The sequence below is a fragment of the Flavobacterium sp. PLA-DH12 genome (assembly GCF_059511845.1).
In genome coordinates this window covers 652,023-674,643 of record NZ_JCAMPD010000001.1, presented here as the reverse complement: position 1 = coordinate 674,643, position 22,621 = coordinate 652,023, and the positions used below count along the sequence as shown (strand labels likewise).

At 33.2% G+C, this 22,621-nt stretch carries 18 protein-coding genes; 15 read left to right on the top strand and 3 right to left on the bottom strand.

What is annotated here, in order from left to right:
• Positions 1-211: 211 nt before the first annotated feature.
• The 3 genes from AC5ZCW_RS02845 to AC5ZCW_RS02835 are packed head-to-tail and all read left to right on the top strand — an operon-like array spanning position 212 to position 2,801.
• A complete protein-coding gene (locus tag AC5ZCW_RS02845) occupies positions 212-1,252 on the top strand; it encodes a GMP reductase (protein WP_496117790.1) in 1,041 nt (346 codons plus the stop codon).
• Positions 1,253-1,273: 21 nt separating this feature from the next.
• Positions 1,274-1,771, top strand: coding sequence for a GNAT family N-acetyltransferase (locus tag AC5ZCW_RS02840; RefSeq protein WP_496117788.1), 498 nt, complete (start codon positions 1,274-1,276; stop codon positions 1,769-1,771).
• Positions 1,772-1,829: 58 nt separating this feature from the next.
• On the top strand, positions 1,830-2,801 hold the full coding sequence (locus tag AC5ZCW_RS02835) for a hypothetical protein (RefSeq protein ID WP_496117786.1): 972 nt from the start codon (positions 1,830-1,832) through the stop codon (positions 2,799-2,801).
• A gap of 50 nt (positions 2,802-2,851) precedes the next feature.
• Here AC5ZCW_RS02835 and AC5ZCW_RS02830 read toward each other — a convergent pair whose 3' ends face one another.
• Positions 2,852-3,436 (bottom strand): pentapeptide repeat-containing protein, encoded by a 585-nt coding sequence (locus AC5ZCW_RS02830; protein WP_496117784.1) that lies wholly within the window; start codon positions 3,434-3,436, stop codon positions 2,852-2,854.
• 158 nt (positions 3,437-3,594) lie between these two features.
• Here AC5ZCW_RS02830 and aspA point away from each other — a divergent pair, with 158 nt between their 5' ends.
• The 6 genes from aspA (at position 3,595) to AC5ZCW_RS02800 (ending at position 10,544) form a co-directional block, all read left to right on the top strand.
• Positions 3,595-5,004 carry an aspartate ammonia-lyase gene (gene aspA, locus AC5ZCW_RS02825; protein WP_496117782.1) on the top strand — a complete coding sequence of 470 codons (1,410 nt, stop codon included), beginning with the start codon at positions 3,595-3,597 and terminating at the stop codon, positions 5,002-5,004.
• A 157-nt stretch (positions 5,005-5,161) separates the two neighbouring features.
• Complete coding sequence (locus AC5ZCW_RS02820) at positions 5,162-6,448, top strand: BamA/TamA family outer membrane protein (protein ID WP_496117780.1); 1,287 nt, start codon at positions 5,162-5,164, stop codon at positions 6,446-6,448.
• Between the two features lie 150 nt (positions 6,449-6,598).
• Positions 6,599-7,273 (top strand): response regulator transcription factor, encoded by a 675-nt coding sequence (locus AC5ZCW_RS02815; protein ID WP_343543296.1) that lies wholly within the window; start codon positions 6,599-6,601, stop codon positions 7,271-7,273.
• A 1-nt stretch (position 7,274) separates the two neighbouring features.
• Positions 7,275-8,657 carry a HAMP domain-containing sensor histidine kinase gene (locus AC5ZCW_RS02810; RefSeq protein ID WP_281632225.1) on the top strand — a complete coding sequence of 461 codons (1,383 nt, stop codon included), beginning with the start codon at positions 7,275-7,277 and terminating at the stop codon, positions 8,655-8,657.
• A gap of 82 nt (positions 8,658-8,739) precedes the next feature.
• Entirely contained in the window at positions 8,740-9,462 is a 723-nt protein-coding gene (locus AC5ZCW_RS02805) for a hypothetical protein (protein WP_496117777.1), read from the top strand.
• 134 nt (positions 9,463-9,596) lie between these two features.
• The gene (locus AC5ZCW_RS02800; protein WP_343543292.1) at positions 9,597-10,544 is read left to right on the top strand and encodes a bestrophin family protein; all 948 of its coding nucleotides are present in this window, start codon (positions 9,597-9,599) and stop codon (positions 10,542-10,544) included.
• A gap of 248 nt (positions 10,545-10,792) precedes the next feature.
• On the opposite strand, the gene AC5ZCW_RS02795 is transcribed toward AC5ZCW_RS02800, so the two are convergent.
• The gene (locus tag AC5ZCW_RS02795) at positions 10,793-12,214 is read right to left on the bottom strand and encodes an aminotransferase-like domain-containing protein (RefSeq protein ID WP_496117775.1); all 1,422 of its coding nucleotides are present in this window, start codon (positions 12,212-12,214) and stop codon (positions 10,793-10,795) included.
• 111 nt (positions 12,215-12,325) lie between these two features.
• On the opposite strand from AC5ZCW_RS02795, the gene AC5ZCW_RS02790 reads away from it, so the two are divergent.
• Both AC5ZCW_RS02790 and AC5ZCW_RS02785 read left to right on the top strand, forming a co-directional pair.
• Positions 12,326-13,240, top strand: a complete 915-nt coding sequence (locus AC5ZCW_RS02790) for an EamA family transporter (RefSeq protein ID WP_496117773.1) — start codon at positions 12,326-12,328, stop codon at positions 13,238-13,240.
• 333 nt (positions 13,241-13,573) lie between these two features.
• Complete coding sequence (locus AC5ZCW_RS02785; protein WP_496117771.1) at positions 13,574-15,832, top strand: acyl-CoA dehydrogenase family protein; 2,259 nt, start codon at positions 13,574-13,576, stop codon at positions 15,830-15,832.
• Positions 15,833-15,953: 121 nt separating this feature from the next.
• Here the strand turns inward: AC5ZCW_RS02785 and AC5ZCW_RS02780 are convergent, their stop codons facing one another.
• Positions 15,954-16,298, bottom strand: a complete 345-nt coding sequence (locus AC5ZCW_RS02780) for a 5-carboxymethyl-2-hydroxymuconate Delta-isomerase (protein WP_343543285.1) — start codon at positions 16,296-16,298, stop codon at positions 15,954-15,956.
• 114 nt (positions 16,299-16,412) lie between these two features.
• Here AC5ZCW_RS02780 and susR point away from each other — a divergent pair, with 114 nt between their 5' ends.
• The 4 genes from susR to AC5ZCW_RS02760 all read left to right on the top strand — a co-directional run bounded on the left by susR (position 16,413) and on the right by AC5ZCW_RS02760 (position 22,549).
• Positions 16,413-18,059, top strand: a complete 1,647-nt coding sequence (gene susR, locus AC5ZCW_RS02775) for a SusR family glycan utilization regulator (protein WP_343543283.1) — start codon at positions 16,413-16,415, stop codon at positions 18,057-18,059.
• A 204-nt stretch (positions 18,060-18,263) separates the two neighbouring features.
• The gene (locus tag AC5ZCW_RS02770; RefSeq protein WP_496117769.1) at positions 18,264-20,480 is read left to right on the top strand and encodes a glycoside hydrolase family 3 C-terminal domain-containing protein; all 2,217 of its coding nucleotides are present in this window, start codon (positions 18,264-18,266) and stop codon (positions 20,478-20,480) included.
• A 149-nt stretch (positions 20,481-20,629) separates the two neighbouring features.
• Entirely contained in the window at positions 20,630-21,277 is a 648-nt protein-coding gene (locus AC5ZCW_RS02765) for a DUF1349 domain-containing protein (RefSeq protein WP_496117767.1), read from the top strand.
• A 120-nt stretch (positions 21,278-21,397) separates the two neighbouring features.
• Positions 21,398-22,549 carry an acyltransferase family protein gene (locus AC5ZCW_RS02760; protein ID WP_496117765.1) on the top strand — a complete coding sequence of 384 codons (1,152 nt, stop codon included), beginning with the start codon at positions 21,398-21,400 and terminating at the stop codon, positions 22,547-22,549.
• Positions 22,550-22,621 lie beyond the last annotated feature (72 nt).

The window sequence follows — 22,621 nt, the reverse complement described above, 5'->3', positions numbered from 1 at the left end:
GTTTGTCACGTTGAGCGATCCCGATAGTTATCAGGAGAAACGCATTCCTAATTCGAAACTTTGTGAGTCTCTGTGAAATAAAAACATTCAAATTAGCACTTTCGCAAAAGTGAATTGATAATTGTTCAAAAGTTCGAGTTTTTGTTAATCTAAAATCTAAAGTCTACAATCTAAAATTCCTTACATTTGAGAGTAACCAAAATCTCGAACTATGAGAATAGAAATGGACCTCAAATTGGGTTTTAAAGACGTAATGTTTAGACCTAAAAGATCAACGTTGAAAAGTAGATCTGAAGTTTCCCTAGAACAAAATTTCAAGTTTTTGCATAGTACTGCAAATTGGACAGGAATTCCGATTATGGCCGCCAATATGGATACTGTTGGAACTTTTGAAATAGCAAAGGTTTTGGCACAAGAAAAACTTTTTACGGCCATTCATAAACACTACACTTTAGAAGAGTGGAATAACTTCTTAAAAAATGTAACTCCAGATTTCTACAATTATATTGCCGTAAGCACTGGGACGGGAAAAGAAGATTTTGAGAAAATAGGAACAATAATTTCTGCTAATCCGTCATTGAAATTTATCTGCATTGATGTTGCAAATGGTTATTCAGAACATTTTGTTCAGTTTTTAAAGAAAACCAGAAAACAATATCCAGACAAAATAATTATCGCTGGAAATGTAGTTACTGGCGAAATGACTGAAGAACTACTTTTGGCAGGAGCAGACATTGTAAAAGTCGGAATTGGACCTGGTTCTGTTTGTACAACTCGTGTTAAAACAGGTGTTGGTTATCCGCAGTTATCGGCTATTATCGAATGTGCCGATGCAGCGCACGGTTTAGGCGGTCATATTATCAGTGATGGTGGTTGTACAACTCCAGGCGATGTGGCGAAAGCTTTTGGTGCAGGAGCCGATTTTGTTATGTTGGGAGGAATGCTCGCAGGACATACAGAAAGCGGCGGTGAACTAATAGAAGTCAAAGGAGAAAAATTCAAACAATTTTACGGAATGAGTTCAAAAACTGCAATGGATAAACATTCCGGCGGTGTTGCGGAATACAGAGCAAGTGAAGGAAAAACAGTTCAGGTGCCGTTTAAAGGAGATGTCATTCACACTGTTTTAGATATATTAGGCGGAATAAGAAGTACATGCACTTATGTTGGAGCTTCAAGATTAAAAGAATTGACTAAACGAACGACTTTCATCCGTGTAAGCGAGCAGGAAAATCAAGTTTTTACTAAATAAAAATATATTTCAAAATACATTATGATTAGCATTTCGGAAGCAGGGGTAGGTGATATCTCTACAATTCAGAAAATTACCAACATCACTTGGCCTATTACGTACGGTGAAATTTTATCTCAATCGCAATTAGATTATATGTTAGGTTTGTTTTATTCTAATGAAGCTTTGGCAAAACAAATTGAGAATAAAGAACAATTATTCTATCTTATTTTAGATTCTGAATCTACAATTGGTTTTATAGGAATTGAGCATCATTATAAAAATGAAGCCATTACCAAAATTCATAAAATTTACTTGTTACCAGAAACACAAGGAAAAGGTTATGGAAAAAAAGTATTTGATTTTATAGAAAAACTGGCTTTAGAAAACAATTCAAAACAATTGTCATTGAATGTAAACCGATTTAATACAGCATTGGATTTTTATAAAAAAATAGGTTTCGAAATTAAAGAAACCGTTGATATAGAAATTGGGAATGGGTATTTGATGGAGGATTATGTGATGGGGAGGAAACTTTAAGGCTACCTTATTTTATAAAATTAAATAGCTTCTAATTGAAAAAAAGCATAGTAGCAATATGAAATATAGTATAATTTTTTTTTTAATATTTTCAATAATCAGTTGTGATTTAAAAGGGCAATCAATAGATATTCCTGACCAAATTGAAGTTTCAAATATTCAGAATAAGATAAATGTTAAGGGCACTAAAGTATTAATTGACAATTCAAGTTCGTATAAATACTTTGATGAGTTAAAGAGGTTTCAAAAGGATTCTAAGAACTATTTCCAAATTATTGAAATTCCTAATCAAGATTATTTTAAAGTAATGCCAAATGTAATTAATAAGATTAATGAGCTTGAAAAACAAGGTGGTAAATTAAGGATTAAAAAAGAATTTAAATTAGGAATTTATAATGCATACTTTGCCCTTGCTCCCCAAGGTATGGATTCCGAACAAATAATTTTAGGATTTGGAGATTCTTCTTTTTCGGTATTAGTTATGGGGATTTTTGAAAATAACGAAAAAGCAAGAAACGAAATTGTTAAACTAGTACTTAGTACATACTATGATAAAAATGTAAAAATCACGTTAGGAGATAACTTACTATTTAATCTTCAGTTAGAAGATTCAAAATTTAAATTATCAAATGTAGTTGGTAATGTGGCTTTTTATACTATAAATAATGAGCAATTACTATCTAATAATTCTTATGCTAATAATTTTGTTGTAAGTACTTTACCAAATGACTTGAACGATTTCAATTTAAAAAAGTATAGTGATAATTTGATATCCAAATATCAAAACAATGTTTTTAAAGAGAAAAGTATTGAAATAAAAATAATTTCTGAACAGAATTATAAAAATGGTGAAGACGAAATTGTTGCAGGTGAAATGTTAGGAGTATATCAAGGCAAAAAACTAAAGATGTTTCAATATTTAAAACAAACGACAAAGGGTGTAATTTTATTTGTTGGGACAGATATTTCAAAAAACTATGTCTATTTTAAAGAATTTAAGCAAATTGCTGATATGATAAAATTGAAGTAAAAGTTTGGATAAAAAATAGAGCAGAGTATTTATTATAAAAAAAAACATAGTTAATTATCACTCACAATCACATCATGCGTAAACAATAATCCCTTCACTTCCTTCAAAGAAAAAATAGCTTTCTTCAATTTAGTTTTAGAAGGATCAATGGTATAATTGTAACTCGTTTTAAAATCAGCTTTGTTGGCGATGGCTTTGTTGAATTCAGAACGATATAAGTCACAATTATCGAAAATTACGTTGGTTAAATCTGTCGCCATAAAATCTACTGCAATCAAACTGCAATTGGTAAACGGAGTTCCTTTCAATTTTAAAGTATAAAACTTAGAAAAATCGAGGATGCAATCATTAAAATGAACTTCAAAAATCAGTTTGTCGCACATCGCAAAATTCACCTCTTTAATTTCGCATCGATTAAAAATAACGGTTCTCAATGCCACATAATTGATTTTGGCTTCGCTGAAAATACAGTCATTAAAAACGCAATCAATGAAAGTAACGGCTAAAAACGTGCATGCAGAAAAGTTACAATTGTTAAAAACGCAAGATTCAAAGTCTTTAAAATTCAAATCGTCTTTGGCGTAAACAATTGTATTGTATTCTTTATCAAGAAAATATTCGCTTTCTTTTTTCAACCCTTTTCTATAATTATTTGAAGGTGAAAAGGTAATAATTTACCATAGAATAATGGGAACAAATTATAAATGATTTTGATTTCATTCACATTTTTAATCCGTAAAATGGTGTAGCTTTACACTTATTTTTTTAAGTCAAAACATATCAATTTTATTATATGGAACCAACAAGAAAGGAACATGATTTTTTAGGAGAATTAGAAATTCCGAATCATTTATACTACGGAATCCAGACTTTTAGAGCTGTAGAGAATTTCAACATTACAGGAATTCCGATTTCAAAAGAACCTTTATTTATCAAAGCTTTGGGATATGTAAAAAAGGCTGCTGCTTTAGCCAATAAAGATTGCGGCGCAATTGATTCTAAAATTGCGGAAGCAATCTGTTACGGAAGTGATCAGGTTATCGCGGGCAAATTTGATCAGGAATTTGTGAGCGATTTAATTCAGGGCGGAGCAGGGACTTCTGTAAACATGAATGCGAACGAAGTTATTGCTAATATTGGTTTGGAATATTTAGGTCATAAAAAAGGCGAATACAATTTTCTTCATCCAAATAATCATGTAAACTGTTCTCAATCGACAAATGATGCTTATCCATCGGCTTTTAGAATCGCTTTGTATTTGAAAATGGAAAGTTTTATTAAAACTTTAGCGGGTTTAGAAGTTGCTTTCGCCAAAAAAGGAGAGGAGTTTAAAGAAGTCCTAAAAATGGGAAGAACGCAATTGCAAGATGCTGTTCCTATGACTTTAGGGCAAGAATTTAAAGCTTACGCCACAACAATTGGAGAAGATATTCAGCGTTTAAAAAATGCTCAGGAATTGCTCTTAGAAATCAATATGGGAGCAACAGCTATTGGAACAAAAGTAAATGCTCCAGAAGGTTATCCAGAAATCTGCGTAAAATATCTGGCAGATGAGGTGGGAATTCCGCTGACACTTTCACCAGATTTAATTGAGGCAACGGTTGATACAGGTGCTTACGTTCAGATTATGGGAACTTTAAAACGTTCTGCGGTTAAGATTTCTAAAATCTGTAATGATTTGCGATTATTAAGTTCAGGGCCAAGAACTGGTTTTAACGAAATCAATCTTCCAGCGCGTCAGCCAGGTTCATCTATTATGCCAGGAAAAGTAAATCCGGTAATTCCAGAAGTAGTAAACCAGACTTGCTTTTATGTAATCGGTCAGGATTTAACGGTGGCAATGGCGGCAGAAGCGGGACAATTGCAATTAAATGTAATGGAACCTGTAATTGCTTTCGCAATGTTTACTTCGTTGGATTATCTTTCAAATGCTATTCAGACTTTAATCGATAAATGTATTAACGGAATTACAGCAAATGTGGACCATTGCTATAATATGGTGATGAACAGCATCGGAATTGTAACGCAATTGAACCCAATTTTAGGTTACGAAGAAAGTGCGAGTATTGCTGGAGAAGCTTTAAAAACGGGTAAAAGTGTACATCAAATTGCAGTTTTGGAAAGAAAGCTGATTACACAAGAAAAATGGGATGAAATTTATTCTCTTGAGAATCTGATTCACCCAAAATTTATTACCAAGTAATATTTGAGATGATATTTCCAAGCCGTCAAATTTATTTTTGACGGCTTTTTTTGTTAAAATATTTTTGAATTAATTAGTTTTAGTTCGTAAGATGTTGAAAATAAGACTTATATTTACAGTAGGATTAAGCTTTTATCTCTAAAACTAAACTTTGTAAATGGTAATTTTTTTTAAAAATAATGCCGATAAGTACAAGTCTAAAATCTTAGGATTATTGCTTCTTATTTCTTTTAATTTATTCGCTCAAGAGGAAATTCAAAGTCCTGAAATTCAAAATCCAAATATTTGTCCTCCCAAAACAATATTCGATATTTTTAAAAAAGATGATGATGCGCTAGTCGTTAAACCTACAAAAAACAATTTCTTTTTAGTTATTCCAGCAATAGGTTCTCAGCCTGCAACTGGTTTCTTTTTTGGAGCCGTGGCCCAATATACTTTTAAAGGAAAAGAAGAAAAAGACAAATATTCGATTGCTAATATCGGAATTACTTACACGCTTAAAAATCAGTGGTTAGTTAATGTAAAAAATAATATTCTGCTCAAGAATAATAAAATCTTTCTGAGTGGCGATTACCGATTATATTTGTTTTCGCAACCCAATTATGGATTAGGAACCGATATAATTCCGCCAAGGCGTGACCGTCCGCCTGGATTTAGTGTCGATTCGCTAGCTCAGGATATGGATTATAATTACTTCAAGTTTCATCAGACAGTTTCTTTTGAAGTTAAGGAAAATTATTATGTTGGAGGAGGAATTAATATTGATTGGTATTCAAGCATTGATGACAAAGAGCTAGATATTGATAAAGGAAATTATACTTATCATTATAATTACAGTCAGAAATATGGTTTTGATCATAATGAATATTTCTTGAATGGAGTAAGTCTTAATTTGGTTCACGATTCACGAGATAATCAGGTAAATGCATCAAAAGGTTGGTTTGCCAATATAAATTATAGATTTAATCCAGTACTGTTTAATAATCAGGAATATAGTAATGTTTTGTTTGCAGAATACCGTCATTTTATTCCTGTTTCGCATAAGAATCCCCGTTATATTTTGGCGATTTGGACTTATGGACAGTTTGTGACTAGAGGAAAAGTTCCGTACTTAAACCTGCCGGCAATTGGCTGGGATCAGCGCAGCAGAAGCGGAGAAGGGTATACGCAGGGATTGTTTAGAGGAAATGGGCTGGTTTATTTATCGACAGAATTTCGATTTCCAATTACCTGTAACCAATTGCTAAGCGGTACTGTTTTTACCAATTTTGTAACGACGAGTAATTCTGATAATGATCTTAAATTATTCAAATCCATTCAGCCCGCAGCAGGCATTGGTTTAAGACTTTTAATTGATAAAGCATCCAAAACCAATCTGATTTTCGATTATGCTTGGGGTAATAATTCTAAAGGATTTTATTTGAATGCTGGAGAAACTTTTTAATTTTAAAAAATTTAGGCATAAAATAATAGTAAAAAGCAGGCTATCGAGTCTGCTTTTTTTATTGTTCACAATAAAATCATAATTTGTAAAGTTGTTTAAAATTATTTTAAATAGTATTCTTATTTTTGTTGTATATACAAACTTCTTAATATGAAATTACTGATAGTCGAAGACGAGCCAAATCTATTATCGATATTACGAAAAGGTTTTGCAGAAAATAATAATGAAGTAAGCGTTGCTATGGATGGTCAAACTGCGATAGAAATGATTCATAATTATACTTTCGATGTTGTAATTTTAGACGTTATGCTTCCTGATGTTAACGGAATTGAAATCTGCAGAAGACTTCGAGCAGCAAAAAACTTTGTGCCCATTTTACTTTTAACGGCTCTTGGAACTTCAGAAAACATTGTAACCGGTCTTAATTCTGGTGCGGATGATTATCTGGTCAAGCCTTTTAAATTTGGCGAATTAGACGCCAGAGTAAATGCTTTATACAGAAGATCGCAGCAGGAAACAGAAAAAATAGACACCATCACAATTGCTGATTTAGAAATAAATGGTCGTGCCAAAACGGTTAAAAGAGATGGTGAAAACATTGTATTGACAGCCAAAGAATTTAAACTTTTATATTATTTGGCTAAAAATACGGGACGCATTGTTTCGCGCGATCAAATTTTGGACAATGTTTGGGATATTAATTTTGATATGAATACCAATGTTGTCGATGTGTATATTACGTACTTAAGAAGAAAGATAGATAAGCCTTTTTCAACCAAACTGATTCATACCATGAAGGGTTTAGGTTATGTAATTAAGCCATAATATGGATATTAGAAAAAAAATCACTTTCAATTATGTTGCCCTTTCAACCTTTAGCACTTCGCTATTGTGTATTATCGTATTTTTTCTTTTTAGAGAAAACAATCGATATCACTTTTTAAAGCGATTAGACGATAGAGCAAAAATTGTCGCTTCAATTCATTTTCAAAAAGACCCAGAGAAAATTAAATATTATAAAAATCTTCAAAAAAATGGTCTTGAGGAATTAATTGAGGAAGAAGAATATGTATTAAAAATAAATAGCCATAATAGTTTTGATTATAATACTAATCTCAATCTTCCAAATACCTTTTATACCAATATCTTAAGAACGGGAAAAGATTCTTATGAAAGAGATAATAAATATTATTTAGGACAGATTTTTCAAGAAAACAATCAGAAATATATTGTGATTGTTGGTGCGAGAGACCGCAAAGGTAGAGATACAACCGTTTATATTGTCAAAATTATGCTTTTTGGCGGAATTGGATTTGTAATTCTTGCTTTTCTTTTAGGACGATTTCTAGCAAAACGTGTTATTAATCCTGTCGCGAGAATTACTAAAGAAGTAAAAAGAATTAGTGCTTCTAATTTACATAACCGTCTTCCCGAAGTTAAAAATTCTGATGAAATATCAGATTTGACCAATACGTTCAATAATATGTTGGATCGATTGGAAACTTCTTTTGAAATTCAGGCTAACTTTATCAATAATGCTTCTCATGAATTAAAAACGCCAATTACAACCATTATTGCCGAATCTGAGATTATGCTGCTAAAAGAGAGAGAAAAGCATGAATATGTAGAATCTTTGCAAAACATTTACAGCCAGGCTTCAAGATTAGGAAATTTGACAGAAAGTCTTCTTAAATTGACGCAGACAGGATATGACGGACAAAAACAAGTTTCAGATATTGCCCGAATGGACGAATTGTTATTGGATGTAAAATCAGATTTAGATAAAATTTATCCAGATAACCGCGTAAGCATTAAACTTAATTTTGCTCCAGAAGATTCTAATCTATTATTGTTACCATGCAATAAACCACTTTTAGAATTGGCTATCAATAATATTATTACTAATGGGGTAAAATATTCAGACAACAACGAAGTCTTTGTAAATCTTACAGCCAATAAAGAAATGATCAAAATCACGATCAATGATATTGGTATCGGAATTCCGCCAGAAGATATTCCGCATTTGTATGAGCCTTTCTTTAGAGGTAAAATTGCGGCTAAGTATATTGGCTATGGTTTAGGATTGCCCTTAGCGTCTAAAATCATTAGAATGCACGATGGTGAACTTCAAGTACAGTCAGAACAAAACAAGGGAACAATCGTTACGATCATCTTCAAAAAAGGCAACATTAAAAAATCTAATGTTTAATTTTAGAAAATTCTAATTTTAAATTAATTAAGGTCTAATTTGCGGACAGTTATTTTGTAGGTATAAACTAAAAGATATACTTATGAAAAATTTTCTTATACCTACAACTTTAAAAGATGATACTATTTCGGCTGTTAAATCTGCGGTAAATCAGTCTAAGAATACGGAATCGGAAATTATTTTAGTATTAGTTTCAGAAGCTCCTGATACGTTTTCTTCTTCTGGTTTTTTGAGAGAAATGAGATCTGGACTTAGCAAAAGTCAGGAAGAAGTTTTAGAAACTTGCCGATATATTATAGAACATACTCCAAATATTAAGCTAAAAGTTCACAACCAATACGGACTTTCAGCGCCAATTTTCAAACGTCTAATTGAAGCTTTTTCGGTAAAGCTGGTTATTCTTACGCACTCTTATAAGCAAGAAAGCAAAAGAATTCATCAGTATTTAGTGCAATTGGCTGGGAATCAAAAATGCCCAATTCTTCATTTAAGTACAGAAGTCAATAAAGAGGTTTTCCATAAAGCTTTATATGTAGAAAATTCAAGCAAGAATATCCATGTAAAAGATGTGCAGGAATTTTTAAGCGCCAATTTCTCTTTTGAAATTGTTAGCCAGACCGCCAGTTTTGAAGATAACTACGAAAATGTTGCGCCGTTTTTATCAGAAGCCATTTCAAAACATAATATTGATATGTTAGTGGAAACGCGCAAAGGCGAAAAAATCAAATTTAAAAAAGTCAAAAAAGAAAATGTCAATGAAAAATTAGGCCTTCCGGTTCTTTCATTGTACGAAGAGATGGTTTGATTTCTAAGAATCTAAGCCTCTGAGGTTCTAAGGTTCTAAGTTTTTTAATTGGTAAACTTTAATTCCTTAACGTCTTAGCTCCTTAGTTTCTTAGAACCTTAAAAAAAAATATTAATTTAATTATAACCGAAAATATGTTATTAAAGAAAAGAATACCAATGAAGTACGTTCTCGGGAAAATTAAAGTAGAAATTGCTCTAGTACTGGCGTATACAGTACTATTTGAAATTTTTCATCATTATTTCATCAATCTTCCTGTAGATATCCCGATTGCGATTCCAACCATGATTGGAACAATTATTTCCTTATTATTAGCTTTTAAGTCCAATCAAGCTTACGATAGATGGTGGGAAGCGAGAATAGTTTGGGGAGCTGTAGTGAATGATTCAAGAACACTTATTCGTCAAGTTTTAACCTTTTACAATGATCCTGGTTATTCAGTTGAAGCCAGCGAATTCAAAGAAAATTTTGCCAAAAGGCAAATTGCATGGTGTTACAGTTTAGGAGAATCACTTAGAAAAAGAGATGCCATAAAACCGCTTGAAGGTTTAATTAGCGAAGAAGAAATCAAATACATCAAAAATCATCAGAACGTTCCAAATGCCATTTTGATGCTGCACGCGAGGGATTTAAGAACCGCTAAAAACGAAAAGAAAATCAACATGTATCAGCAGGTAGAAATTGATAATACTTTGTCTAGATTATGTGATGAAATGGGAAAATGTGAGCGTATTAAAAACACGATTTTCCCAACAACATATAGCATGTATATCAGATTGACTTTGTGTTTATTCATTTTTGTATTGCCTTTCGGATTAACAAGCGTATTAAGCTGGTTCGCAATTCCGTTGATTACTGCAATTGGTGCCGCTTTCTTTTTAATCGAAAGAATGGCAATTCACTTGCAAGATCCGTTTGAAAACCGACCAACAGATACTCCAGTTACGGCAATTGCAAATACAATTGAAAAAAATATCAAGCAAATGCTGAATGAATATCAAAGTGAATTTGATATCCTGAAAGAATTTGAATTAAATGACGAACCTAAGAAAGTCGAGAAAGACGCTTATTTTGTCTTATAACTATTTAATTTTGGTCTTCTTTTAATTGTTGGCTGGACAGTGTGTAGTTGCGCTGTCCAGTTTTTTTTGTTTTGTCATTTTAAAAAATAAATATAGACAACAATTATAACGCAAACGTCTTAAATATAGCCAGCGGTTTCAACCGCTGGAACACAAAGAATATCAAAAACTATTATGCGTTCCCGTGGTTGAAACCACGGGCTATGTTAATTTGATGATGTTGATAAAATTGTGTTGATTTTCTTAGTCTACAATTGCTTCGCCAGCCTTCCCAACGTCTGAATAGCAGTTCTCAATTCATTAGACCAAGGCAATCCAAAACTTAATCGCATACAGTTAGAAAACTGATTTTGAAACGAAAAAATCCTTCCAGGCGCAATACTAATATTATGCTGTAACGCTAAATGATAAAAAGCAGCAGTATCTATTTTTTTATTCAATTCGACCCAAAGGAAAAAACCACCTTGAGGCTGACTCACTTTTGTTCCTGCAGGAAAAGATTCTAAAACCGTATTGATGTAATTGGTACAGTTGCGATTCAGAATTTGGCGAATTTTTCTAAGATGGTTTTCATAGCGACCGTTTTTTAGAAAGTCACCAACGACTTCGTGAGTAATAGTTGAATTGGAGATCGTATGGTACAATTTGGTTCTCAGAACTTCTTTTTTAAACTTCCCTGGAGAAACCCAACCCACACGATAGCCTGGTGCCAGACTTTTGGAAACTGAACTGCAGCACAAAACGATACCACTTTCATCATACGTTTTACAGTTTGTCGGACGGCTTGTTCCAAAATACAAATCACCGTGAATGTCATCTTCAATTAGCGGGACATTATAAAAATCCATTAAACGGACGATTTCCTTTTTATGTTCATTTGGTAGCATGCTTCCCGACGGATTACTGAAATTACTCATCAAAACACAAGCTTTTACTTTATTCGTAGAAAGTGTTTTTTTGACCGCTTCCAATTCGATTCCTGTTGTCATATTAGTTGGAAGTTCCATTACATACAAACCCAATGATCTCGCCAATTGCAGAATTCCAAAGTAAACCGGACTTTCTGTAATAATCGTATCTCCCGGCTTAGTCAGCGTTAGTAAACAATCCGAAATTGCCGAAATACAGCCCGGAGTTGTTATAATATCATCTTCAGTCAAAGAACCGCCCCAAGTAAACGACCAGCGCGCAATTTCTTTTCTTAAATTACTATTACCTTCAATTTCTTCATAACTCGTTCCGCTGTTGGGTAATTGGCGCATGGCCTGAACCATTCCTTTATTCAGTTTCGCAATCGGAAGTAATTCATTTGATGGAAAACCAAGCGAAAGCATCGTAATATCTTTTTTACGCATATCACCATAAACCAAATCAACCAAATCCTCACGTTCAATATTTTCAAGGGTCAAAAGCGGTTTGCTTGCCGATGGTTCTGGAATTGTTCTAGCCGAAATATTACTTACATAATAGCCTGATTGCGGTCTAGATTCGATCAAAGAACGGCTTTCAACTTCGTAATATGCCTTGCTGACAGTACTCATGCTGTAACCAGTTTCAGCGCACACTTCTCGTATAGATGGTAGTTTGTCGCCTACATTTAAAAGTCCAGATTTGATCTGTTTTTCGATGAGGTCAGCAAATTGAAGATATAAGTAATTGGAATTTTTCATTGTAAAAATAAAAACTGTTATGCTGCAATTTACAAAAACTGTATCTGTATTGCTGTTTAATTTTTTAGAAATTTGCCTTATCAAAAGAAAACAAATCAAATCGGAGTTTTTGTGAAAACAACAAAGTATTATATAGCGGCAATTATTGCCTTTACTACATGGGGACTTTTCAGCTTGGTTTTAAGACCAATTCATGAATATCCATCATTAGATATTTTGTTTTATCGCGTTTTCAGTTGTAGTATTTTGATGCTTTTGATTGCTTTGTTATTCAAAAGAAAACAAATAAAAGAGACCATCGAAATTTTTAAAGCATTGCCAAAATCAGAAAAAAGAAAATCTGTTTTATTGAATATTGGCGGAAGTGCTTTTTTGATGGGAAATTGGTTTACATATATTTATGTAATGAATCATGTCAGTGTTAAAGCAACTTCTCTGGCATATTTAGTTTGTCCAATTCTGACTACCATATTAGCTTATTTTATATTACAAGAGAAACTGTCTAAAATGCAGTGGATTTCTGTAGGATTAAGTATTTCAGGCTGTGTATTATTGTCGTACGCTGCTATTATGGATATGGTTTTCAGTATCATTATCGGATTAACTTATGCCTCTTATTTAGTAAGCCAGCGTGCCAATAAAGGTTTTGATAAATTTATTGTACTGACTTTTCATATTACCTTGGCAGCATTAGTATTATTACCGTTTTATCCGGTTTTTGGGGGACCGGTTCCAACGGAATTTAAGTTTTATCTCTGCATTGAAACCATTGCAATTGTATTTACTATAATTCCGTTATTTCTCAATTTATATGCACTTTCAGGAATCAACTCTTCAACAGTTGGAATGTTATTAAACATTAATCCGATGATTGCATTTGGTTTGGCAGCCTTTTTCTTCAAAGAAAATATTACGCCATTGCAGATTACAGCATACGGTATCATTTTTACCGCAGTGTTAGTTTTTAATTCGCATCATATTTTTGCCATTAAGCAAAAAATGACCTCAATATCCAAAGGTTCTTAATTCTTAGTTTTCATATTTTTTATTGGTTTAAAATCGAAAATTGTCAGAATCTTAACAGGATGTTTAAACAGGAATGAGTATATTTCATTCCTGTTTTTTTATGCGATAAACTGAAAAAATATTTAGCCACTCCCGATAGCTATCGGGATACACAGATTAAAAGGATTATATTCTTTGTGTTTAAAAAATGTTGCCACGAATTCCACTAATTTCCACAAATTTTGTTCGTCATTTTAGAATAATTAATTCGTGAAAATCAGTGGAATTCGTGGCAAACAAAAAAAACGTTTGATCTGTGGCAGAAAAAACTATTACGAACCGAATATTTATTATATGAAACCAGCCAAACTTCAAGCCTTTACTCCGTTATTTTATTTAGTATGGTCAGATGATTTACTGACGCAAAAAGAGTTTACAACTTTACAAGGATTTATAAATTCTCTAAATGTATTATCTCAAGAAGAAAAAGAATATTTACTTTCTAAAGTAGATATTTCAAATCCGCCTTCGCGAAATGAACTCACACAATGGAAATTAGATATTGAAAAAAGCATTCAGGATAAATCTTCTGTTAAGTCGATTTTTGATATTGCAAAAGCACTTTCGGGAACCGATTTAGATTTAACTCCAATAGAATCCGATTTTAAAAAGTTGGAAAATGATTTGGGAATTTTGGGTGAAGAAGCGCTTCAAAACTTTAAAACCAAAGCAGGCACTTTTACAGCCGATTCTCATACCAATGCCAGTTTTGATATTCAGAAAATCACTCAGATTTTAGATGGAAAAGAAGCTGCAATAATCAAAAGGGTAAAATCGGTGATTTCAAGACCCGAATTTGCTTATGAAACTTCTACCGATATTAACGTTTTCAGACAAACCGTTTACAAATGGTGTAAAATTCTAGCCGATGAAAATCTTGGAAGCATGGCTTATCCAAAAGAATACGGTGGGGGAGGAAATATCGAAGATTATTTTGCAATTATGGAAACGCTGAGCTATCACGATTTAAGTCTGGTGATTAAATTTGGTGTTCAGTTTGGACTTTGGGGAATGAGTGTTCAATCTCTTGGAACTGAAAAACATTATGCTAAATATTTAAAAGATATAGGCTCGCTGAAACTTCCTGGCTGTTTTGCTATGACCGAAACACATCACGGATCGAACGTAAAAGGTTTAGAAACTACAGCAACTTACAATCATAGCGATCAGACTTTTACCATTCACACACCAAACAAAAATGCGCAAAAAGAATATATTGGCAACGCAGCTGTTCACGGACAAAAAGCAACTGTTTTTGCGAAATTAATTATTGACGATCACGATTATGGTGTTAATGCGTTTGTGGTTCCGTTACGCGATTCAAATGGAAATGTCGTAAGTGGCGTAACAATTGGCGATTGTGGCCATAAAATGGGATTAAATGGTGTTGATAACGGAACAATTAGTTTCGATAATGTAGTAATTCCGAAAGAAGATATGCTTGATCGTTTTGCTTCTGTGAATGACAAAGGCGAATTTGAAAGTCCGATTCCGAGTGATAATCGTAGATTTTTTACCATGTTAGGCACTTTGGTAGGAGGAAGAATTGGGATTCCGCGTTCGGCTTTAGCGGCAGCAAAATCTGGATTGACAATTGCCATTCGTTACAGCGATCAAAGAAGACAATTTGGACCAGAAGGCGGATCTGAAGTTCCGATCTTAAATTATAGAATGCATCAACGCAGATTGTTGCCACCTCTGGCTAAAACATATGCGGTTCATTTTGCATTACAATATCTAACCAACAGATTTTTAAATAGAACCGAAGCTGAAATGCAGGAAATTGAAGCTTTGGCAGCAGGAATGAAATCGTATTCTACTTGGAGCACGAGAGATATTTTGCAGGAATGCCGTGAGGCGTGTGGAGGAAAAGGATATTTGTCTGAAAACCGAATCGATGCACTTAAAAATGACACGGAAATCTATACCACTTTTGAGGGCGATAATACAGTTTTGATGCAATTAGTGGCTAAAAATCGTTTAGCAGAATTCAGAAAATCGTTTGGAGAAATGGGCTCGTTGGGAATCATTAATTACGTATATGAAAATGCAAAAACAGCTATTGCTGAGAAAAATCCGATTGTAACGAGAAGGACAGATGACGAACATTTATTAGACGGAGAATTTCATCTTCAGGCATTTGTTCACAGAGAAAAGACAATCCTGGCTTCTGCAGCACGACGCATCAAAAAATTAATCGATGGCGGATTAGAACCTTATGATGCATTTAATGTCGTTCAGCATCAAATGATTGATGTTGCACAGGCGTATTTAGAAAGAATAGTTCTAGAACAATTTCAACTTGCAATAAAAGCTGTTGAAGATGAACCATCAAAAGCTATTTTGACGAAATTGAATCAGTTATACGCACTTTCTACAATCGAAAAAAATAAAGCTTGGTATCTGGAAGACGGTTATATGGAAGCGGTTAAAACCAAAGCAGTCCGTAAAATTGTAAATCAGCTTTGCTGGGATATTCGTCCCGACGCGGTGGCTTTGGTAAATGCTTTTGATATTCCAGAAAGCTGTTTGGCAGCGCCAATTGCGGTTTGATTTTAAACCATATAAGTGATATAAGTTTTAAAAAAATCTTTGTCAAAATTTTAAACTTTGGCAAAGATTTTTTTATGCCATTAAAGCTTGAGATATAAAATGGATGATAACATAAGAGCTTTTATATCATTGTTTTATTAAAATAATTTGATTTTTCAAATTCTTGGACATTCATAGAAATTACAGAAACTTCTGGAAGTAAGTCATTCAGTTTTGTGACAATTACTTTTGATAGGTTACCCTTTTGCTCATCATTTCTCCCTTCCATAATGTAGCCGAAAACATGAATAAAATCATCTAAGGTATTTCCGTTGTTATAATTTGTAAAAGGATTAATACGAACTTTAATTTCCGAAGCAGTAAAAAGATCAGTTGATAAAGCGGCATCAAAAACTCCCTGTATTATTTCGTCTGCAGCTAGTCGGCGCAGTACATTTTCTGAACAGTCAATTATAAAGTGTGGCATAATTTTTAAGTTTTATAGGGTTTGTTAAAACAAAATTATAAAAAAGCTTACTTGTAATATTTTAGAATACACACTTTATTATATTTGTATATCTTATTTTATTTTTTTGTCAGTTTGAAAAATCTATTTCTTTCCCTTTTTACAGTTCTTATTAGCTTTCCTCTTTTTGCATCGGAGAGCACAGATGTTATTTTAAAAGAACTAAACGAAGCAATCAAAAATAAACAGCATTACGTAAAAATTAAAGAAGAACGAATTGCGAATTTCAAGAAAATAAAATCTGAAAATCTTACGAAAGAGCAGGAGTATAATTACAACAAAACGCTGTACTTTGAATATCAGAAACTAAACTCAGATTCAGCTATTCAATACGTAAAAAAGAACCTTAAAATTGCAGAAGAACTTCAAAATAAAGAGCTTTTCAATTTGGCTCAATTGGAATTGGTAACGCTTTATTCCTCTTCTGGAAAATACCGTGAATCTGAAGCTATTTTAAAGAGTATTAATAAAAAAAGCCTTCCTGCTTCCTTACTTCCAAATTATTATATTTCGTATCGTGAGTTTTTCGAGCATTATGCTGCAAATAGTTACAGTCCAGAATATAGAAAACAGATAGGAAAATATAGAGATTCATTATTAAGTATTCTAAATCCGAATACTTTGGATTTTCAAATTAATAGAATTCAGCAGGATATTTTTATTGATAAAAAATACAATGACCCTAAAAAGCAGTTATTGGCTTTATTGAATAAAACAAAAGAAGAAAGTCCGCAATATGCGATGATTACTTATTTGTTAGGAAAAATTGGTGAAGCGACACATGATTTGGAAGCCAGAAAAAGATACTACGCACTTTCTGCTACTTCAGATATTAAAAACGCCAATAAAGACAATGCTTCTTTACAGGAACTGGCTTTGGTTTTTTATGAAATCGGAGATGTTGATATGGCCTATAAACTGACACAATCTGCTATTGAAGACGCACTTTATTGCAATGTTCAGTTTAGAACTTTGCTCATGTCAGAAGTATATTCGATTATCAATACCGTGTATTTAGAGCGTGAAGCGCAAAGAAAAAGCGAATTGCAGATTTACTTGCTTTGCATTAGTCTGCTTTCTTTGTTTTTGATTGTTGCGGTTATTTATGTGTATTTACAGATGAAAAAGGTTTCGAGAATTCGATCAGAACTTTACGAAACCAGTCAGAAATTGGCAGAATTAAACAAAGATATTACAGAAACAAACAGTCAGCTTCAAGAAAGCAACCTGCAATTGTCTGAATCTAATTTGGTTAAAGAAGAATACATTGCACATTTCTTCAATCTTTGTTCGACTTATATCAATAAACTGGAGAATTACCGTATTATTTTGAACAAGAAAGCAACGGCGAAACAGTTTGATGAGATTTATAAAATATTAAAATCAACTACTTTGGTTGATAATGAATTAGAGGAATTGTATAAGAACTTTGATATTATCTTTCTGAATTTATACCCAACATTTGTCAAAGATTTCAATGCTTTATTAATACCAGAAGAACAGATTGTTCTCAAGCAAAATGAATTGCTAAATACCGAGCTTCGAATTTTTGCTTTAATCAGATTAGGAATTACTGATAGTGTTAAAATAGCGGCATTTTTGCGTTATTCTTTAAGCACAATTTATAACTATCGCACAAGAGCTCGAAATAAGGCTGCAGTTTCGCGAAATGATTTCGAAGAAAAGGTCATGAAAATCGGTTCAAAGACTTTGAAAGTGTAAAAAAATGTTTTAAAATCACTACTTTTTTTAGTGTTTTTAAAATGTTAAGTTTCTGTAAATTAATACTTTAGTTTTTTAATCTACTACTTTTTTCTGTCTAAAAATGTAACATGTACGATAACGTTTTAGTTTTACAATATGATAAAAAAAGTTTTTCGGTAAGAAGACTTTCCTATTATAACTAATGCTTTAATAAATACTGTTATGTTAAAAAACGTTAAAACAATTGTTGTTTTACTTTTACTAAGTTCTGTTGGAATGAATGCCCAGAACAAAGTGCCAGTTTATCTAGACGATAAAAAACCGATTGAAGAGCGTGTAGAAGATGCGCTTAGACGAATGACTACCGAAGAGAAAATTGCCATGATTCATGCGCAATCTAAATTTAGTTCTCCAGGTGTAAAACGTCTTGGGATTCCAGAAAACTGGATGACCGATGGACCACACGGAATTCGTGCAGAGGTAAAATGGGACGAATGGGATCAGGCAGGATGGACAAACGATTCTTGTATTGCTTTTCCAGCGCTTACGGCACTTTCATCAACATGGAACAAAGAATTGGCTTCTTTATATGGTAAATCTATTGGAGAAGAAGCACGTTACCGCAACAAAAACGTATTATTAGGGCCTGGTGTAAACATTTACAGAAGTCCATTAAACGGACGTAACTTCGAATATATGGGAGAGGATCCGTTTTTAGCTTCAAAAATGGTTGTTCCTTATATTAAAGGAGTGCAGTCAAATGGAGTTGCGGCTTGCGTAAAACATTTTGCTTTAAACAATCAGGAAACTAAACGTAATTCTGTTGACGTAATTGTTGACGATCGTACATTATACGAAATTTATCTTCCTGCTTTTAAAGCGGCAGTTCAAGAAGGTGACGTTTGGTCAATTATGGGAGCATACAACAAATACAAAGGACAGCAATGTTGCCATAACGAATATTTGTTAAACGATATTCTTCGCGGAGAATGGGGCTTCAAAGGAGTTGTAGTTTCTGACTGGGGTGGTGTAAACGACACTAAACAAGCTATCCACAATGGTTTAGATATGGAATTTGGTTCTTGGACAAATGGTTTGTCTTGGGGAACAAGTAATGCCTATGACAACTATTACTTAGCAAAACCATATTCTGAAATGATCAGAAAAGGAGAAGTTGGAACTAAAGAATTAGACGAAAAAGTGCGTCGTATTCTACGTTTATCTTTCTTGACAACAATGGATAGAAATCGTCCTTTTGGATCTTTTGGAACAGAAGAGCATGCCTTGGCAGGACGTAAAATTGCTGAAGAAGGAATTGTTTTATTGCAAAACAACAACAACATTTTGCCAATCAATCTTTCTAAAACTAAAAAGATTGCTGTAATTGGAGAAAATGCGATTAAAATGATGACTGTTGGTGGAGGAAGTTCTTCGCTTAAAGCAAGATACGAAATCACACCATTAGAAGGTTTGAAGAAAAGAATCGGAAATCAAGCTGAAATTGTATACGCAAGAGGTTATGTAGGAGATCCTACAAGTAACTATAACGGAGTTGTTGCTAAAGTAAGTTTAGAAGACAAACGTTCTCCAGCAGAATTGACTGCAGAAGCTTTAAAAGTAGCAAAAGATGCAGATATTGTTCTTTTCATCGGTGGATTGAACAAAAGCCCAAATCAAGATGACGAAGGACATGATCGTAATGAATTAAATTTATCTTATGGTCAGGATAAACTAATTAGCGATTTAGCGAAAGTAAACAAAAACATTGTTTTCGTAAATATTTCTGGAAATGCAATTGCAATGCCTTGGATTAAAGAAGTTCCAGGAATTGTTCAAGGATGGTTTTTAGGAACTGAAGCTGGAAATGCTTTAGCAAATGTTTTGGTTGGCGATGTGAATCCGTCAGGAAAATTATCTTTCACTTTCCCAGTAAAATTATCTGATAACGGAGCTCATGCTTTAGGCGAATTCCCAGGTGGTGATTCAGTAAAATACAATGAAGGAATTTTTGTAGGTTACCGTTGGGCTGATAAAAACAAAATCAAACCATTGTTTTCTTTTGGCCACGGTTTAAGCTACACGACTTTTGTTTACGGAAAAGTAACAGCAGACAAAAAACAAATGAATGCTGGAGATAAAATCACATTCTCTGTAAATGTAAAAAATACTGGAAGCAGAGAAGGTTCTGAAGTAGTTCAATTGTATATTTCTGATTTAAAATCTTCATTGCCACGTCCAGTAAAAGAATTAAAAGGTTTTGAGAAAATAGCTCTTAAAGCTGGAGAAGAGAAAACAGTAACGTTTACAGTTGATAAAACGGCTTTAAGTTTCTTTGACGATAAAAAACACGACTGGGTTGCTGAACCTGGTGATTTTGAAGCAATTATTGGTGCTTCTTCAACAGATATAAAATCTAAAGTGAATTTTTCACTTAAATAAGTTTTTTTATTTCTAAAAATTGGTTGGTTTGTAAAGCTGCAAGTGTAAAAATTTGCAGCTTTGCTTTTGTCTTAAAAAGTTAGATGTAAAAATGTTAAATGTGAAACGTTAGAAGTTTTGCTTTTTATAAAATAAAGAATCAAATTATAATGAAACGAATACTACTATTTACGATTGGGTTTGTTCTATTTCAAAACCTTTCGGCTCAAAGTCTGAATAAAATGCAATGGTTTAATGAACCTGAAAAATGGGAAATTAAAAACAATGCTTTAATTATGAATGTCACTGCGAATAGCGATTATTGGAGAATTTCGCATTATGGTTTTACAGTCGATGATGCGCCTTTTTACTACGCAACTTATGGTGGCGAATTTGAAGCAAAAGTAAAATTGACGGGAAATTACATTGCCCGTTTTGATCAAATGGGATTAATGATTCGCATCGACGAAAAGAATTACATTAAAACAGGAGTTGAATTCGTTGATGGAAAATTCAATATCAGTACCGTTGTAACGCACGATAAAAGTGATTGGAGTGTAACAACTCTAGAAAAAGTGCCTCCTTTTATCTGGATAAAAGCCGTACGAAGATTAGATGCTGTTGAGATATTTTATTCTTTTGATGATAAAAATTACATCATGACGAGAAATGCACCTCTTCAGGATAACACACCAGTAATGGTTGGTTTAATGGCTGCCTCTCCAGACGGAAAAGGTTTTGAAGCTAAATTCGAAAACTTCACGGTAAAACACTTGCCAGACCAAAGAAGATTAGAATGGCTCAAAAATCACCAATAGATTAAACTTCAATTTTTAAATTCCAAATTCCAAACTTAATTTTCGAATTTTAAGAGTGCAGAAAATCTAAAATCTGCAATCTAAAATCTACAATTATAACTTAACTTAAACCAAAAACAAATGAGTTCAATTTCATCTGACATTAAACCAAAAAAACATTACGAAATACTTGATGGTCTTCGTGGCGTAGCGGCTATTCTGGTAGTTGCTTTTCATATTTTTGAAGCTTTTGCTGGCGGAAACCGTTTTAAACAAATTATAAACCACGGATATCTTGCCGTAGATTTCTTTTTCCTTTTGTCAGGGTTTGTTGTCGCTTACGCATACGACGATCGTTGGGTAAAAATGGGACAATGGGAGTTTTACAAACGCCGATTAATCCGTTTACAGCCAATGGTAATCATGGGGATGATTATTGGTGCTATCTTTTACTATTTCCAAGCCTCAGATATACTTTTCCCTCAAATTGCAGGGATGGAAGTCTGGAAAGTTATTCTAACAATGGTAATCGGATTTACATTACTGCCAATTCCTCCTTCATTAGAAATTAGAGGTTGGGGAGAAATGCATCCTTTAAATGGTCCGGCATGGTCGCTTTTTTTCGAATATATTGCAAACATCTTGTACGCCTTAATCTTCCGTAAATTTTCGAATAAAGTAATGTCAGTTTTTGTATTGATATTTGCCGGACTATTAATTAATTATACTGTTTTTGGACCAAAAGGTGACGTAATCGGAGGATGGTCACTAAATGTTGAGCAAATGTATGTTGGTTTTACCCGTTTGCTGTACCCATTTTTTGCTGGGGTTTTATTATGCCGATTAGGAAAATTAATCCACGTAAAAAATGCTTTCTGGATTTGCAGTATTTTAATCACTATTGTTTTGGCGTTGCCGAGATTTGGAGATGAAAACAGTCTTTGGATAAATGGTCTGTATGAATCAATCTGTATTATTTTTATTTTCCCGATAATTGTTGCAATTGGAGCAGGAGGAGAAATTAAAAACGAATTTTCTCTTAAGATTTGCAAGCTTCTAGGTGATATCTCATATCCAATTTATATTACACATTATCCGTTAATTTATTGGTTTACAGCATGGGTTGTGGATAACAAAGTTTCAATGGAAAATGGCTATTTAGAAGGAATCGGAGTTTTAATCGTAAGCATCGTTCTAGCTTTTGTATGCTTAAAATTATACGATGAACCAGTTAGAAAATGGCTGATGAAGAAATTTCAGAGAAAAAAAGTTTCTGAGGTTCTAAGTAACTAAGGTTCTAAGATAATAAAGATTGGTCAAAAAGGATTCTAAGATAAAACTTAGTCACTTAGAATCTTAGTTTCT